Source organism: Candidatus Eisenbacteria bacterium (assembly GCA_035712145.1).
Classification (GTDB): Bacteria; Eisenbacteria; RBG-16-71-46; order RBG-16-71-46; family RBG-16-71-46; genus DASTBI01.
Genome location: DASTBI010000219.1, coordinates 20,188 through 34,988 on the forward strand (window position 1 = coordinate 20,188; position 14,801 = coordinate 34,988).

At 70.2% G+C, this 14,801-nt stretch carries 14 protein-coding genes; all 14 read left to right on the top strand.

The genetic code is table 11. From position 1 onward, the window contains the following. Nucleotides 1–6: 6 nt before the first annotated feature. The 14 genes from VFQ05_15375 to VFQ05_15440 all read left to right on the top strand — a co-directional run bounded on the left by VFQ05_15375 (nt 7) and on the right by VFQ05_15440 (nt 14,796). The gene (locus VFQ05_15375; GenBank protein ID HET9328147.1) at nt 7–729 is read left to right on the top strand and encodes a glycosyltransferase family 2 protein; all 723 of its coding nucleotides are present in this window, start codon (nt 7–9) and stop codon (nt 727–729) included. Further along, complete coding sequence (locus VFQ05_15380; protein ID HET9328148.1) at nt 729–1,112, top strand: DUF2304 domain-containing protein; 384 nt, start codon at nt 729–731, stop codon at nt 1,110–1,112. The genes VFQ05_15375 and VFQ05_15380 overlap by 1 nt, the downstream gene beginning before the upstream one ends. Further along, nucleotides 1,109–2,113 (top strand): lysylphosphatidylglycerol synthase transmembrane domain-containing protein, encoded by a 1,005-nt coding sequence (locus tag VFQ05_15385; GenBank protein ID HET9328149.1) that lies wholly within the window; start codon nt 1,109–1,111, stop codon nt 2,111–2,113. Before VFQ05_15380 ends, VFQ05_15385 begins: the two co-directional genes overlap by 4 nt. 38 nt (nt 2,114–2,151) lie before the next feature. Beyond that, a complete protein-coding gene (locus VFQ05_15390) occupies nt 2,152–3,585 on the top strand; it encodes an oligosaccharide flippase family protein (GenBank protein ID HET9328150.1) in 1,434 nt (477 codons plus the stop codon). A 72-nt stretch (nt 3,586–3,657) separates the two neighbouring features. Next, nucleotides 3,658–4,332 carry a glycosyltransferase family 2 protein gene (locus VFQ05_15395; GenBank protein HET9328151.1) on the top strand — a complete coding sequence of 225 codons (675 nt, stop codon included), beginning with the start codon at nt 3,658–3,660 and terminating at the stop codon, nt 4,330–4,332. 4 nt (nt 4,333–4,336) lie between these two features. Next, a complete protein-coding gene (locus tag VFQ05_15400; protein ID HET9328152.1) occupies nt 4,337–5,053 on the top strand; it encodes a glycosyltransferase family 2 protein in 717 nt (238 codons plus the stop codon). A gap of 12 nt (nt 5,054–5,065) precedes the next feature. Beyond that, the gene (locus VFQ05_15405) at nt 5,066–6,040 is read left to right on the top strand and encodes an NAD-dependent epimerase/dehydratase family protein (GenBank protein ID HET9328153.1); all 975 of its coding nucleotides are present in this window, start codon (nt 5,066–5,068) and stop codon (nt 6,038–6,040) included. 10 nt (nt 6,041–6,050) lie between these two features. Continuing rightward, the gene (locus VFQ05_15410; protein ID HET9328154.1) at nt 6,051–7,235 is read left to right on the top strand and encodes a glycosyltransferase family 4 protein; all 1,185 of its coding nucleotides are present in this window, start codon (nt 6,051–6,053) and stop codon (nt 7,233–7,235) included. 242 nt (nt 7,236–7,477) lie between these two features. Continuing rightward, nucleotides 7,478–8,935, top strand: coding sequence for a hypothetical protein (locus tag VFQ05_15415; protein HET9328155.1), 1,458 nt, complete (start codon nt 7,478–7,480; stop codon nt 8,933–8,935). 64 nt (nt 8,936–8,999) lie between these two features. Then, complete coding sequence (locus VFQ05_15420; GenBank protein HET9328156.1) at nt 9,000–10,061, top strand: mannose-1-phosphate guanylyltransferase; 1,062 nt, start codon at nt 9,000–9,002, stop codon at nt 10,059–10,061. Continuing rightward, entirely contained in the window at nt 10,058–10,840 is a 783-nt protein-coding gene (locus VFQ05_15425) for a hypothetical protein (protein ID HET9328157.1), read from the top strand. The genes VFQ05_15420 and VFQ05_15425 overlap by 4 nt, the downstream gene beginning before the upstream one ends. Continuing rightward, nucleotides 10,837–12,093: a putative sugar nucleotidyl transferase gene (locus VFQ05_15430; protein HET9328158.1), complete on the top strand. Its 1,257-nt coding sequence runs from the start codon at nt 10,837–10,839 to the stop codon at nt 12,091–12,093. The genes VFQ05_15425 and VFQ05_15430 overlap by 4 nt, the downstream gene beginning before the upstream one ends. A 79-nt stretch (nt 12,094–12,172) precedes the next feature. Then, on the top strand, nt 12,173–13,201 hold the full coding sequence (gene galT, locus VFQ05_15435) for a galactose-1-phosphate uridylyltransferase (protein ID HET9328159.1): 1,029 nt from the start codon (nt 12,173–12,175) through the stop codon (nt 13,199–13,201). Nucleotides 13,202–13,218: 17 nt separating this feature from the next. Next, on the top strand, nt 13,219–14,796 hold the full coding sequence (locus VFQ05_15440; GenBank protein HET9328160.1) for a glycogen/starch synthase: 1,578 nt from the start codon (nt 13,219–13,221) through the stop codon (nt 14,794–14,796). The last annotated feature ends 5 nt before the right edge of the window (nt 14,797–14,801 follow it).

Sequence of the window (14,801 nt, forward strand, 5' to 3'; positions counted from 1 at the left end):
GGCTGCTTGGCCCCGCGCGATGTGCTGGTGATCGTGCCCGCGCTCGACGAGGAAGAGAGCCTGGGGCCGACACTCGACGAGGTGCGCCACATCGCGCCCTGGGCCGACCTCCTGGTGGTCGACGACGGATCCCGCGATCGCACCCCCGACGTCGCGCGCGCGCGGCATGTCCCCGTGCTGCGGCACGCCGTGAACCTGGGCGTGGGCGCGGCCCTTCAAAGCGGATTCCACTATGCCCTGGAGCGCGGTTACACGATCGGCGTCCAGCACGACGCCGACGGCCAGCACGACCCGCGGGACCTCCTGGCCCTGGTGGCGCCCGTGCGGGAGGGTCACTGCGATGTGGCGATCGGCTCACGCTACGTCACTCGCACCGGCTATCGCGCGCCTTTCCTGCGCCGCGTGGGCATGCTGGTTTTCGCCGCCGTGGTCAGGCTCGCGCTGGGGCAGCGCATCGCCGATACCACCTCGGGGTTTCGCGCATACGGACGGCGCGCCATGGAGGCGGGGCTCGAGGATTTTCCTCGCGACTTCCCCGACGCACCGCTGCTGATCTCGCTCGGCCGGCGCGGGTTTCGATTCGTCGAGGTGCCGGCTCGCATGCGCGAGCGCGAGGCGGGCCGCTCCTTCTACACGCTGGGCAAGTCGCTCTACTACCCGTACAAGAACATGCTAGCTTCGCTGATGGCGATGTTGCGCGCGGGGAACGACGGAGAGAGGAGGTCGTGATGGAATTCCTTTCGCGGGCTCAGGTCATCACCGCCATGGCCGCGACGCTGCTGGTGCTGATCGTGCTGGACCTCGTGCGACGCCGGCGGTTGTCCGAGGAGTACTCGCTGCTGTGGGTGGCCTCCACCGTCATCGTCGCCGTGCTCGGCTTCTCGACGCCGCTGCTCAAGGCCCTGACTCAGGCGCTCGGCATCCTCTACGAGGCCTCGACGGTGTTCTTCTTCGGCCTCGGATTCGCCACCGCGATGCTGCTCTTCCTCTCGGTGAAGCTCTCCCGGCTCGGTCAGGACCAGCTCACGCTCACGCGTGAGCTGGCCTTCCTGCGGCTCGAGCTCGAGCGTCTGCGCGGAGGCTCACCCACTCCGGGGCAGGAGAGCGCTTGAGCCGCGGTCTCCAATTCGGGATCGGCATCGTCATCTCGGCGGTCTGTCTCTATCTGGCCATGCACGACGTGCGGCCGGCCGAGGTGATGGCTGCGCTCGGCCAGGCCAACTACGTGGGGTTCGTGATGCTGGTGGCGCTCACGCTCCTCGGGTTCTGGATCCGCGCCTTCCGCTGGAAGTGGCTGCTCGGCACCCCTCAGCCGCTCGCCACCGGGCCGCTCTACAGCGCCACCATGATCGGCTTCATGGCGAACAACCTGCTCCCGCTGCGCCTCGGGGAGTTCGTTCGCGCGTGGGCGCTCGGGCGGCGCGTGGGTCTCTCCAAGACGACGGTGTTCGCCACCGTGGTGGTGGAGCGCGTCGTCGACATGATCACGCTGATCGTGATCTTCGGGATCACGATGCTGGTCCATCCGATCGGCGAGGGCACCGACGCAGGCCGCCTGGTGCGTCGCGGAGCCACGGTGATGGTGGTCGGAGCCGCGGCGCTCACGTTGTTCGCCATCGTGCTCGAGCGCCAGCCGCGTTACGCCCACGCGCTCGTCGGCTGGATCACCCGGCCGCTGCCGGAAAAGCTCGGCCGGCGCATCGCGGCGATGCTCGACCATTTCGTCGACGGCCTCACGCTGTTCCGCGACCTGCCGCGCCTCCTGTGGGTGTTCTTTCTCTCCTTCCTCATGTTCGGCGTCTTCGCGCTCTGCCTCACCGTCAGCATGGCGGCGTTCCACATCGCCGCGCCCTGGTACTCGGGGCTGGTGATGCTGGTGATCACGGCGATCGGGATCATGGTCCCCGCGGCCCCCGGCTACATCGGGACTCTCCATGTCGCCTGCAAAGTGGGGCTCAAGCTCTTCGAAGTGGGGCCCGAGCTCTCGGTTCCTTTCGCATGGTTCTTCTGGGCCGGTCAATGGATCCCCGTCACCCTGGTCGGACTCTACTTCCTGCGGCGCGAGGGTCTTTCGCTGGCGTCCCTGGGCCGGGTGCAGGACGAGCCGGCGTGAGCGCGTGGCGTCATGGGACGACGCCCGGCCGCTGACGCTTGGCGCGCGTCTTCCTTCGCGATTCGGCCGCGCTGGCGGCCAGCCAGTACGTGGCGCGAGCGATGGTGCTGGCGCGCGGCGTGGCCGCCGCGGCGGCGCTGGGACCCGCGGGTTTCGGGGCATGGAACGCCCTCAACCTGATCCTGGACTACGGCGCCTATGCCTCGCTCGGCGCGATCCAGGGTCTCGATCTCATGCTCCCCGCGGCGGTCGCGCGGGGTGAGACCGAATCCGGGCGCCGCGCGATGCGCGGGGCGTGGTGGATCACGCTCGCCGGCGCCGCCGCGTTCTCGCTGGGCGTTGCCATCGTGCTCGCCAACGGGCGCTGGATTTCCACGACCGGCTGGGGCTGGAGCCCGCCGCTCGGGATGCTCGTGGCTGCGATCGTGCAGCTCGCGATCCTCTACCACGCGGCGTCGCTTCGCGCTCACGGCGACTTCTCGGTCACCAGCGTGGGTCTCGCGCTGCAGGCCCTGGTCGGCGGCGGGCTCGGCATCCTCACGGTGTGGCGTCTCGGCGTCTGGGGACTGGTGATCGGATGGATCGCGGGCGGCGTGTGCGCGATCGCCTGGATGCGCCGCTCGCCGTGGCGGCCGCCGCTCCTGCCCGCGGGACCGAGGGAAGGCATGACGCTGGTCGCGCGCGGCTTTCCGATCTTCGCCTTCTTCACGCTCACGCTCGTGATCCGCTCGCTCGACCGGATCGCGCTCGCTCGGTACGCCGACAACCAGGCGCTGGGTCTCTATAGCCTCGGGCTCACGGCCGTGGGGCTGGTGCTCTATCTGCCCGAGGCCGCGGCCGCAGTGTTGTTCCCGCGGGTCGCGGCGGCCGCGCAGGGCGCGCGCGACGCCGAAGAAATCCGCCTTCAGGTGGTTCGCGCCCATCGTTTCCTGATGGCGACCCTTCCGGCTCTGATCGGCCCTGGTGTCCTCATCGCCCCCTGGGTGCTCGCGCTCGTGCTGCCGCAGTTCGCCGAGAGCCTCGCGACGCTCCGCGTCCTCGCCGTGGCCGCGCTGGTCTTCTCGATGGCGACGATTCCGTCGTACTACCTGCTGGGGTCGAGCCGCTCGCCGTCGGTGCTCGGGGTTCCTGCCTCCGCCGCGGTGGTCGCCGCGGCGGCGATCTTCGGCACCGCCATGGTCGCGCCGGGTGCGGTCGAGGTGGCATGGGCGACCACGGCGGGCTACGCGAGTTTCGCGCTCGCGATGCTCGGGCTGGCCACGCCCCGGCTCGCGCGGCAGGCGGGCGACCGGCTGTGGCTGTGGGCCGGAACCCTGGCGCCGGTCGCATGGTCCGCGGCGTTGATGCTCTGGCTCTCGCGCGCGCCCGACGCCACGGCGGCCGGCATGGCGCTCAGGACGGCCGGGTTCCTGGCCCTCTACGCGCCGGTCGGGCTCGTCTGCGCCGGAGTCCTCCGCATCCGCCGACCCTGAGGCGTCGAGCCTTGCCTCGCCGCGAAGCCGCGCAGTAGATTCGCCCGCCTTCTTCGCGCGATCGGAGGTCATTTGCACCGTGGCTTGCGGATCTGTCTGGTCATTCCCTGCTACAACGAAGAGCGGGGCATCCAACAGGTGCTGGGCCGGGTGCCTCCCGAAGTGGACGACATCGTGGTCGTCGACAACGCCAGCACCGATCGCACCGCCGAAGTCGCGTCGGCGTCCGGCGCTCGGGTGGTCCGGGAGACCCGGCGCGGATACGGCGCCGCGTACAAGGCGGGTATGGCGGCGGCGACCGGCGACGTGGTGGTGACGCTCGATGGCGACGGCACCTATCCTCCCGAGCAGATCCCGAGGCTGGTGGATGTGCTGGTGGACCGGGGCTGGGACTTCCTCTCGGCCTGCCGCTTTCCACTCTCGGACCCGCGGGCGATGGGATGGTCCAACCAGGTCGGAAACGGGGTGCTCACGGCGACGACCGCACTCCTCTTCCAGAAGCCGATTCGAGACAGCCAGTCCGGGATGTGGGTGTTCCGGCGGGCGCTGCTCGAGCGCTTCCGGCTCACCTCGGACGGCATGGCTTTCAGCGAGGAGATCAAGCTCGAAGCCCTGCTCCAGGGCGCGAGGTTCGGAGAGGAGCACATCCCCTATGGAGTCCGCGAAGGCGAGGTGAAGCTGCAGAAGTGGCGCGACGGCTGGGCCAACCTCGTGTTCCTGGTCCGCAAGCGGCTGCGACTCGTCTGAGGCCATGATCGACCCGTCACGCGTAGCGGTCGTGGTGCCGGCGTTCGACGAGGCCGGCAAGATCGGCGACGTGGTGCGCAAGGTGCCGAGGCGGCTGGCGGCGGCGGTGTTCGTAGTGGACGACGCCTCGCGCGACACCACGTCCGAGGAGGCTCGCGCCGCCGGCGCCGAGCACGTCCTCCGTCATCCGGTGAATCGCGGCGTGGGCGCGGCCATTCGAACCGGCCTCGTCGCGGCGCGCGAGCGGGGTTTCGAGTTCGCCGCGGTGCTCTCGGGCGACGACCAGCACGAGCCGGTGGAGCTCGAGCGGGCGCTGCCCCCTCTGTTCGAGGATCGCGCCGACCTGGTGCAGGGATCGCGATGGCTTCCGGGAGGGGCGACGCCCGGCATCCCGTCCGACCGGCGAGTACTCACCCGGCTCTACGCGCAGCTCTTCCGGATCGCGAGCGGCTACCCATCGACCGATGGCACCAACGGGTTTCGCGCCTTCCGGCTGGCGCTCCTCGACGATCCGCGCATCCGTCTCGATCAATCCTGGCTGGATCGCTACGAGCTCGAGCCCTACCTGCTGTTCCAGGTGGTGCGGTGCGGCTATCGGGTGTGTGAAGTGCCGGTGACGGTGCGCTATCATGCGCGCGGAACCACCAAGATGCGGCGCCTGCGGGACGGCTGGAGGATCCTCCGCCCGCTGATCTACCTGCGACTCGGTCTCAAACATTGACTCGAGGGAGTGATGACGCTCAAGGATCGACGCGTCCTCGTCACCGGTGGCGCAGGCTTCGTCGGCAGCAATCTGGTCCGCCGGCTGATCCGTGAAGAGGCTCGCGTCACCGTCCTGGACGACCTCTTCACCGGACGGCGCGAGAATCTGCCCGAGTCCGGCTTCACCTTCGTCGAGGGCTCGGTGTGCGACCCGGCCATGGTGGAGCACCTGGTGGCGGAGAGCGACGTGGTGTTCCATGCGGCGGCGCGGAACATCGTGGTCTCCACCCGCAATCCGCGCGAGGACTTCGAGACCAACATCGGCGGCACGCTCAACGTGCTGCTCGCGGCGCGGGCGACCGGGGTGTCGAGAGTGGTCTACACCTCCTCCACGTCGGTCTACGGCAATCCTCGCTACCTGCCGGTCAACGAGGACGACCATCTCTCGCTGCTCACGCCCTATGCGGTCTCCAAGCTCTCCGGCGAGCACTACTGCATGGCGTTCTACGAGTCCTACGCGTTGCCGACCACGGCGGTGCGCTATTCGAACATCTACGGTCCCGGACAGGATCCGGCCAATCCCTATTGCGGGGTGGTGGCCAAGTTCGCGGAGGCGCTGTTCGCGAACCGCGCGCCGGTGATCCACGGCGACGGCAATCAGACCCGCGACTTCACCTACATCGACGATGCGGTCGATGCCACCATCCTGGCCGCGGTCTCCGAGCGCGCGCTCGGCGAGGTGTTCAACGTCGGCACCGGAGTCGAGACCAGCGTCAATCAGCTGGCCGCGGTGCTGACCCGGCTGGTCGGCGCGTCCGTCACTCCCGCGCACAGCGACCGGCGAGACGTCGACAACATTCGGCGGCGGGTCGTGAACATCGAGAAGACTCGCCGCGCGCTGCGGTGGGTGCCCGAGGTGACGCTCGAGGAGGGCTTGCGGCGCACCGTGGAATGGCAGCGAGGACGCAACGCGGAGCGAGGGGCCGCGAGAACCACCACTGCATGAGGAGGGGACGATGACGAGCCCCGAGCGACTTCGGCTCTTGTTGGTCAGCGGCGGCAGCGGCTCGTTCGGGACGCCCGAGCGCGCCACCTGGGAACTCGCCACGCGGCTCTCGGATTCGCGCTACGTGGTCACCGTCTGGCTGCCTCCGGCCGAGGAGCTCGACGAGCTGGCGCAATCGCTCGCGGACCGCGGCGCCTCGGTCGAGCGCCTGATGGAGCCGCGCTCGCGCTGGGATCTGCGTGGCGCCGCAGCGCTGGGATCGATGTTTCGCCGCGTGCGCCCCACCGTCGTGCACCTCCACACCGAGGCCGACGGCGGCCACCGCACCCTGCCATCGTGGATCCGCATGTTCGGCACCCCGCACCTGATCGCCACGCACCATGGACTGCCGGGCTGGGAGCCGTGGCCGTCCCTGGGCACGGCCGACGTCGTGACCGCGGTGTGCGAATCCGCCGGCGAAGCGCTCATCCGCGCGCACGGAGTCATGCGTGCGCGCCTGCGGCTCGTTCCGAACGGCGTCGAGCCTCCCGACGAGGAGGCCGAGACGGGCCCCGCTCGGTGGATTCGGGAGCAGCTGCGCGTCGATGCCCGGCGACCGCTCTGGGTGTGCCCCGCGCGCCTCGAGGACATCAAGGGCCACGAGACGCTGCTCGACGCGCTCCATCGTCTGCATCAGCAGGGCTACGACTTCGTCGTCGCGTTGGCTGGAGAGGGCGCACGGCAGGCCGGGCTCGAGCGCCGGGCCGAGGAGCTCGGACTGGCGCGGAAAGTCCACTTCCTCGGCAGCGTCGACTCGCTGGGACCGGTTCTGCTCGCCGCCGACGCGGTCGTGCTCGCTTCCCGTGAAGAGGCGCAGCCGCTGTCCATCCTGGAGGCCATGGCGCGCGGCCGGCCGGTCGTGGCCAGCGCGGTCGGAGGGCTTCCCGATCTGATCCAGGATGGCTCGAGCGGACTGCTCGTGCCGCCGAACGATTCCGAAGCACTGGCGCTGGCGCTGGCGACGCTTCATCAGCGCCCCGAGGTGGCGGAGCTTCTCGGTTCGGGCGCCGCGGAGCGGGCGCACGGGCAGTTCACATGGGCGCACGCGGTCGAGCGCTACGAGGCGATCTACGACGATCTGATCGGTCTGGCCGGGTTCACCCCGCGCTCCGGGTCGCGCGGCCGAGCGCCCGCGCCGGCCGGGACCCGCGGTTGAAGCCAGCCGGCGGCCGAGAACGCACTCGCCGGTCGCCGCGTCCAGGAGAAACCAGGACCGGTTCGCCCAGGGCGAAAGAGCTTGGCCGCCTGGAGCCGCTCGGGTGGATCGCGCTCGGCGTATGGGCACTCGCGCTCTTCGCGTCCTCGCCCGACTCCACCACGTTGTGGGGCTTCAACGGATTCCGCACCGCGGCTCACGCGTGGCCCGTGCTGTTGTTGGCGGCCGCGGCGGCCTGGGCGATGGCTCGATGGAAGCCGCGCGCCATCGGCCCATGGCTGGCCGTCGCCGCGATGCTTGCGTTCGCGCTGGCGTTCCCGTGGCGCGAGAAGGTGCACGTCCTGGGCGACACGCAGCTGCGCATGCGCGCGCTGTTCGCCGAACGCCTTCCCTCCGCGGGCGCCTCCTGGAGCGAATGGCTGGCGCACGCCGCCAACACGCTGCACGCCGCCCCGCTCGATCTGCTCCTCAACGTGATTCCGGCGGTTGCGCTCCATGGCCTGGGGATGCGGATCTCCACCGCGGTCGCGTGGGTGGGCGCCGTCCAGGCTCTGCTCTTCATGGCGCTCGCCTGGAAGCTGGCGCGGCATCTGGCGCCCGGCCCGAGCCTCCTGGGACCGCTGGCGCTCGCGATCGTGCTGACCGGTGTTCTGGAAGCCTTCGCGGGATACGCAGACTCGGCTTCTCTGGTCGCGCTGGTCGCGCTGGGTTGGTGGAGCGAGATCCTCGTGCCGCTCGATCGTCGCGCTCAGGCCTGGCGCGTCACGGCATGGTTCGTGGCGCTCGTGCTGACCCATCGCGTGGGGGCCGTGATGCTCCTGCCCCAGGTGCTCCGCGCGGCGGGCCCGGCGTTGCCCGGCGATCGGGCGGAAGCGCGGCGTGCACTGCTCGCCATCACCGCCGCGGTGGCCGCGGTGGCGATCGCGGGCGCCTTGATGACGGTGGCCGGTCGCCAGCTGCTGCGCGACGCCACCGAGATCCTTCGCTCGGCGGCGGGATTCACCTGGAAGCCGCTCGATATCGCGAGCGCGCTGATCGTGGTGGCGCCGCTGGCGCTGGTCGCGCCGGCGCTGGCCGGACGCGCCGGCTCGGCGTTCTGGCGCGATCCCCGGGCGCTGTGGATCGCGTCGGGAGCGGCGCCGCTGCTGGTGGCGCTGATCTGGCTATTCCCCTTCGGCGAGAGCGGGCTCGGCATGCATCGCGACTGGGATACCAACGTGCTGCTCGGGATCACCCTCATGGTCGGCGCGGCGGTCCTCTTGTGCCACGCCGGTCTGCCCCGGCTCGGTGCGGCGCTCCAGGCCGCGCTGCCGCTGCTGGCGCTGACCGCCCTCTCGTGGGTCGCGGTGAATGCCGACGCGGGGCTCGCCACGCGGCGAGCGATCGCGCTCGCCACAGAGGCCACGGCGCTCACGGCTCCACAGCGAGCGCACCTGCACCTGTACTTCGGTCAGCGCGCCATGGACGAGCGGCAGCCGGAAGTGGGCGCGCAGCACTACGAGAGAGCCTTCCGCGAAGGCGGCAATCCACGCCGTGCGCTTCTCGCCGCCGAAGCCTGGCTGGTCGCGGGTCGTGCCGATCGAGCGCGCGCCGCCATCGCCGAGGCGCGCGCCGCCGGCGCGCTCTCGCCGGAGCTCGAGGCCAGCGCCCGCCGGCTCGAATCGAGCCTGGCGCCGGCCGATACCGCGAGTGTTCCATGAGCGCCGGCAGGGTGGTCGAGAGTTGCCGCTGTTCCGTGCATCGTGCTAATCCTAGGCCCACGGCATGACGCCCAAACCGATGTCCCATCGATACGTGCTGGTCCTGGCAGGAGGACGAGGGGAGCGCTTCTGGCCCTGGAGCCGCCCCGGGCGTCCCAAGCAACTCCTGCCTCTGGCGCGCGACGGCCGCTCGCTGCTGGCCTCCACGATGGCGCGCGCGTCGCTGCTCGCCCCGCCCGAGCGCTGTCTGGTGCTCACCTCGGCCGATCTGGTCGAGCGGGTGCGCAGCGAATGTCCTCCCGGGACACGAGTGTTCGGAGAGCCGGTGGGCCGCAACACGGCCCCGGCGATCGCCGCCGCGGCCATGCTCTTCGAGCGCGAGACGCCCGGCGCTTCGTTCGCCGTGCTTCCCGCCGATCACGCCATCGACGATCGAGCCGCCTTCGCCGCCGACATCGATCGCGCGCTGGGCGTCGCGGAGCGCGAGCGCGCGCTGGTCACGATCGGCATCCCGCCCGCGGGGCCCGATACCGCCTTCGGTTACGTGCAGCGTGAAGCCTCGCTGGGAGATCGCCTCTATCGCGTCGCGACGTTCACCGAGAAGCCCACGCGCGAGCGCGCGGAGGGATTCCTGCGCCACGGCGGCTACTACTGGAATGCCGGTATCTTCGCGTGGCGCGCCGAGGTCTTCCTCGAAGCGCTGAGCACCACCCGGCCATCGCTGTCGGCGGCCTTGCGCGGACTCGGCGAGGCGCCGGATTTCCAGGCGGGTCTGAACCGCGTGCTGCCCGAGTGCGAATCGATCTCGGTGGATTACGCCGTGCTCGAGCACGCGGGCAACGTGCTCGTGCTCGAAGCCTCGTTCGACTGGGACGACCTCGGCTCGTGGGTGGCGTGGGCGCGCCGTCAGCCGCGCGACGAGCGTGGCAACGTCCTCTATGGCGACGCGGTCGCGGTGGAGTGCGACGATTGCGTGGTGGTCGGCGAAGGCGGGACCGCCGCGGCGCTCGGACTGCGAAGCATGGTCGTGGTGCACGCCGGCGGGGCCACGCTGACCTGTCCCATCGACCGCAGCGAAGACGTGCGGCGCGTCTCCGACGCGGCACGCCCGAGGAGGGTCTCGTGAGATCGATCGCGCGCTGGACCTCGCTGGCGCTGATGGGCGCGTGGCTCGCAGGCTGCGCGACCGCGCCGCCCGCGGGCGAGAAGACCTCTCCTTTGCCGGGCGGGCAGACGACGGTCGTGACACCCACGCCCGCGCCCGTGCCCGCACCGACGCCGAGACCGGCGTCGCCGATGCCCGGCACGCCGGTCGGCACCACCGCCTCGGGTGGCGTGATCATGAGCGGCACTCGCCCGACCGTGCTCGACACGCTGCCGACGGCGGACGCCAAGGCCGTGCTCGAGACGATCCCCGAGCCTCTGCCGCCGGACCAGCGCGTGCCGCCGAAGGCGGGCGCCGGCGCTGCGGTCGTTGCCGGCACGGCAGGCGCATCCGCCGCTCCCGATTCGGTCGCGGCCGACACGTCGCGTTCCGAGGGGGACGTTCCCGTGCCGTCGCCCACCGAGCCGATCGGCGACAAGCCGGGCGCCGCTCCGCCGGCGGGATCCTCGACTCCACCTCCTCCGCCGCCGCCTTCGGGCTCGGCAGGGGCTCCGTCGACGTCCAGCGCGGAATGCTGGCGCGTCCAGCTCGCAGCACCCCCGGAAGCGGAGCGCGCCGAGAAGCTGAAGAGCGCCGCGGAGTCGCAGCTCGGAGTTCCCTGCGTCGTGGAGAAGGAGAAGACGCTCTTCAAGGTGCGGACGCGCGACTGCCAGGACTCGGCCGCGTCCGATGCCACGAGGAAGCGGGCGATCGACTCCGGATTCTCGGGAGCGTTCAAGATCCGAGACACGAAGAAGTGAGCGACCGGCTGGTGCTCTTCGAGGACGCCCGCTGGGGCGACCTGAGCCCGCTCACCGACCTGCTGCCGGTTCACGCGCTCGCCTTCGGCGACTCGTGCCTCGCGACGCGCTGGATGCGCGCGGTTCCGGAGCTCTCGCCGGGCCCCTTCGTGGGGCGCCCGCTCGCGCTCCGGGCGTGGCGCCAGGCCTCGGCACCCGGTGAGGCGCGGGCCGAATCCGGGGACTCGGTGCTCGCGATCAACGTCTCGGCGATTCCGGGATCGTGGCTCGCGACCGTGCTCGAGGGCGGCCCTGCGGTCTGGCTCGCCGGCGATCGTGTGATCGCCGTGCGCGGCTCGCACCGCCAGCTCTCACCGGGGTTCGATCGAGGCACGGGCTTCGCGGACTTCGTGCGCGAGCTCGGCCTGCGCGAGTCCCGCGTCGACGCGCGCATGATCCGCTGGCCGTGGGAGGTCGTGGAGTGGAATCCCGACGCTCTGGCGGCCGATCTCGCGAGCGCGCGGCCCGAGTCGGCCGGCGACGTGCATCGTCTCGCCGCGCTCTACGAGCCGCACCAGATCTCGGTGGGCGCCGGAGCGCGCGTCGACGCCTTCGCGGTGCTCGACGCGCGATCGGGGCCGATCCGCCTCCACCCGCGGGTGGTGGTGCTGCCCCACACGGTGGTGGCCGGCCCATGCGTGGTGGGTGAGGGCACCGAGCTCCTCTCCGGCGTCATCTCCCGCTCGACCATCGGTCCGGAGTGCCGGGTCGCCGGCGAGGTCGATTCCTCGGTCTGGCAGGGTTACGCGAACAAGCGACACCATGGATTCGTCGGACACAGCGTGATCGGTGAGTGGGCCAACCTAGGAGCGCTCACCACCACGAGCGACCTCAAGAACACCTACGGCGAAGTGCGCGTGTGGGCGGGGGGCCGCGAGGTGGCGACCGGATATCACAAGATCGGCTCGTTCATCGGGGCCCACGTGAAGACCGGCATCGGCACGCTGCTGCCGACCGGAGCGTCGATCGGCACCGGATCCAATCTTTTCGGCGGCGGCCGATTCGCGCCCAAACGGGTGCCGGCGTTCACCTGGTGGGACGGGGAGCGGGCGGTGGAGCACCGTCTCGACCGTCTGCTCGAGACCGCGAGCATCGCGATGACGAGGCGCGGCAGGTCGCTCGATCCGGACACGCGGCGGGCGATCGAGTCGTTCTTCGAAGCCACGGAGCACGAGCGCGCGCCGACCCGGAGCGGCGTGTCCGGCCCGGCTTGACCGCTCGCTTCCGGCCTCCCTAGACTCCGACCTGAATCCCGCATTCCGCATCAGGCCCTGCGCGACTCACCCGCTCTCCATCGACGAGAGGAATCGGATGCCTGAGCTCAGGAAGGACCCGGTGGTCGGCCGGTGGGTCATCATCTCCACCGAGCGCAGCCGCCGGCCGACCAACTTCAGCCCTGCGGCGCCGCAGAGGTCGTCGGGATACTGCCCGTTCTGTCCCGGACACGAAGACAAGACTCCGCCGGAAGTGTACGCGGTGCGCGCCAACGGGGAAGGCGTGAACGCCGGGGGATGGACGGTCCGGGTCGTGCCCAACAAGTTCCCGGCGCTGCAGATCGAGGGGACGCTCGACCGCCGGGGTGAAGGTCTCTACGACAAGATGAACGGGGTTGGAGCGCACGAGGTCGTCATCGAGAGCCCGGTCCACGACCAGGATCTCGCGGACCTCCCGGTCGAGCACATCGAGCAGGTGCTGCAGGCCTATCGCGCCCGCGTGCTCGATCTGCATCGAGATCGCCGGTTCCGCTACGTGCTGATCTTCAAGAACCACGGCGATCAGGCCGGCGCCACGCTCGAGCACACGCACACGCAGCTGATCGCGACCCCGATCATTCCCAAGATCATCCAGGAAGAGCTCGAGGGCGCCCGGCGCTATTACGAGCTCAAGGAGCGCTGCGTCTTCTGCGACATGGTTCAGCAGGAGACGGCGGCGGAGGAATCCGGACGCCGGCTGGTGTCGATGAACGACCGGTTCGTGGCCATGGCGCCGTTCGCCCCGCGCTTTCCCTTCGAAACCTGGATCCTTCCGCGCCGCCATGACGGCTCGTTCGAGTCGGTCGAGCAGGAGGAGGAGCTTCGGGACCTGGCGTGGATGCTCAAGGACACGCTGGTGCGCCTCAACCGCGCCCTCAACCGTCCGCCGTTCAACTTCGTGCTCCACACCTCGCCCGTGACCGATCCGGACCTCGAGTACTATCACTGGCACATCGAGATCCTGCCCAAGCTGACGCGGGTCGCGGGATTCGAGATCGGCTCCGGCTTCTACATCAATCCGACACCACCCGAAGACGCCGCCCAGTACCTGCGGGGCATGGGCGGCTGAAACGGTTTTCGCCAGGAATGGCTCAAACGCTACGGATCGCGCACATCGCCAGCGAGATGACCCCGATCATCAAGGTCGGGGGACTCGGTGACGTGGTGGCTTCGCTGGCGGCCGAGCAGGCCCGGCGCGGCCACGACGTCGTGGTCGCCATCCCGGCTTACGCGGGCGGCCGGATCGGATCCCAGTGGGCTCGCCAGAACCTGGGCCGTGAAGAGGTTCCCTGGGGCATGGGCCGCGAGCCGGCGGTCTTTCGCCTGCTCTCACCGGCATCCCCGGTCGATGGCGGCGGAAGACTGCGCGTGCTGCTGGTCGACCACGTGGGGGAGCGGCGGTTCTTCGACCGCGCCGGCGTCTATGACGATCCGGCAAGCGCCGAAGGCTATCCCGACAACGGCGAGCGCTTCCTGTTCTTCTCCCGCGCGGCGCTGCAAGGGCTGGCGCGCCTCGACGGGCCTTGGGACGTGATCCACGCCCATGACCATCAGGCGGCGTGGGCTCCCTGCTTCGTGCGCACGCACGAGTCGGAGAACCCCAGCTTCGCCGAGACCGCCACGGTCTTCACCATCCACAACCTCGGCTATCAAGGCATCCACGATCCATTCGTCCTCGGATTGGCGGGGTTCGGCCGCGCGCTGTTCTATCCGGCCAGCCCGTTCGAGTTCTGGGGCCGGGTGAACGACATGAAGGTCGGCCTGGTGTTCGCGGACATGATCTCGACCGTGAGCCCCCGTTACGCGCGGGAGATCCAGTCGAGCGGAGAGTTCGGCTTCGGCCTCGAGGGCGTCCTGGCGCGGCGGCGGGACGATCTGCGCGGCATCCTGAACGGCATCGACGTCGACACCTGGGATCCCGCCAGTGACCGCTTTCTGCCGCACCACTTCGATCGGGAGCAACTCGATGGCAAGTGGCGAAACCGCCAGGCGCTGGCCGAAAAGTGTGGTCTGCCCCTGGAGCCCGATTGGCCGATGGTCGGCATGGTCACCCGGCTGGTGGACCAGAAGGGACTCGACCTGATCGAGGCCGCCGAGCGCGATCTCCTCAGGCTCGAGGCGCGTTTCGTGGTGCTCGGTACCGGTCAGGCGCGCTACCAGGACCTGTGCCGCCGAATGATGGAGCGCGCCCCGGAGCGTTTCCAGTACCGCTCGGGCTTCGACGAGGCGCTCGCCCATCTCATCGAAGCCGGATCCGACCTGTTCCTGATGCCCTCGCGCTACGAGCCGTGCGGACTCAACCAGATGTACAGCCTGCGCTACGGCACCGTTCCGGTGGTGCGCGCCACCGGCGGGCTCGCCGACACCGTGCAGGATTTCGACCCCACGACGCGCCAGGGCACCGGCTTCGTCTTCGAGCGCTACGAGGCGGCCGACATGATCCATGCTCTGCGGCGCGCGCTCACCATCCACCGTCAGCCGCATCTGTGGGCGGACCTGCGCGCCAACGGCATGGCGCAGGACTTCTCCTGGAAGAGGAGCGCAAACGGGTACGACCAGCTCTATGCCGAGGCGCTGGAGCGGGTGCGGCGTGGCGACGTTCCGACACTGGAGTCGGTGCGTTCCGAGGGCGAGCCGACTCGCGAAGGGACGACGTCGCCCTAGCTAGG

Excerpts from the sequence above, each read along its gene's own strand:
- VFQ05_15440 (HET9328160.1), top strand. The coding sequence starts at position 13,219 with ATGGCTCAAACGCTACGGATCGCGCACATCGCCAGCGAGATGACCCCG.
- VFQ05_15405 (HET9328153.1), top strand. The coding sequence starts at position 5,066 with ATGACGCTCAAGGATCGACGCGTCCTCGTCACCGGTGGCGCAGGCTTC.
- VFQ05_15420 (HET9328156.1), top strand. The coding sequence starts at position 9,000 with ATGACGCCCAAACCGATGTCCCATCGATACGTGCTGGTCCTGGCAGGA.
- VFQ05_15415 (HET9328155.1), top strand. The coding sequence starts at position 7,478 with ATGGCTCGATGGAAGCCGCGCGCCATCGGCCCATGGCTGGCCGTCGCC.
- VFQ05_15400 (HET9328152.1), top strand. The coding sequence starts at position 4,337 with ATGATCGACCCGTCACGCGTAGCGGTCGTGGTGCCGGCGTTCGACGAG.
- VFQ05_15410 (HET9328154.1), top strand. The coding sequence starts at position 6,051 with ATGACGAGCCCCGAGCGACTTCGGCTCTTGTTGGTCAGCGGCGGCAGC.
- VFQ05_15380 (HET9328148.1), top strand. The coding sequence starts at position 729 with ATGGAATTCCTTTCGCGGGCTCAGGTCATCACCGCCATGGCCGCGACG.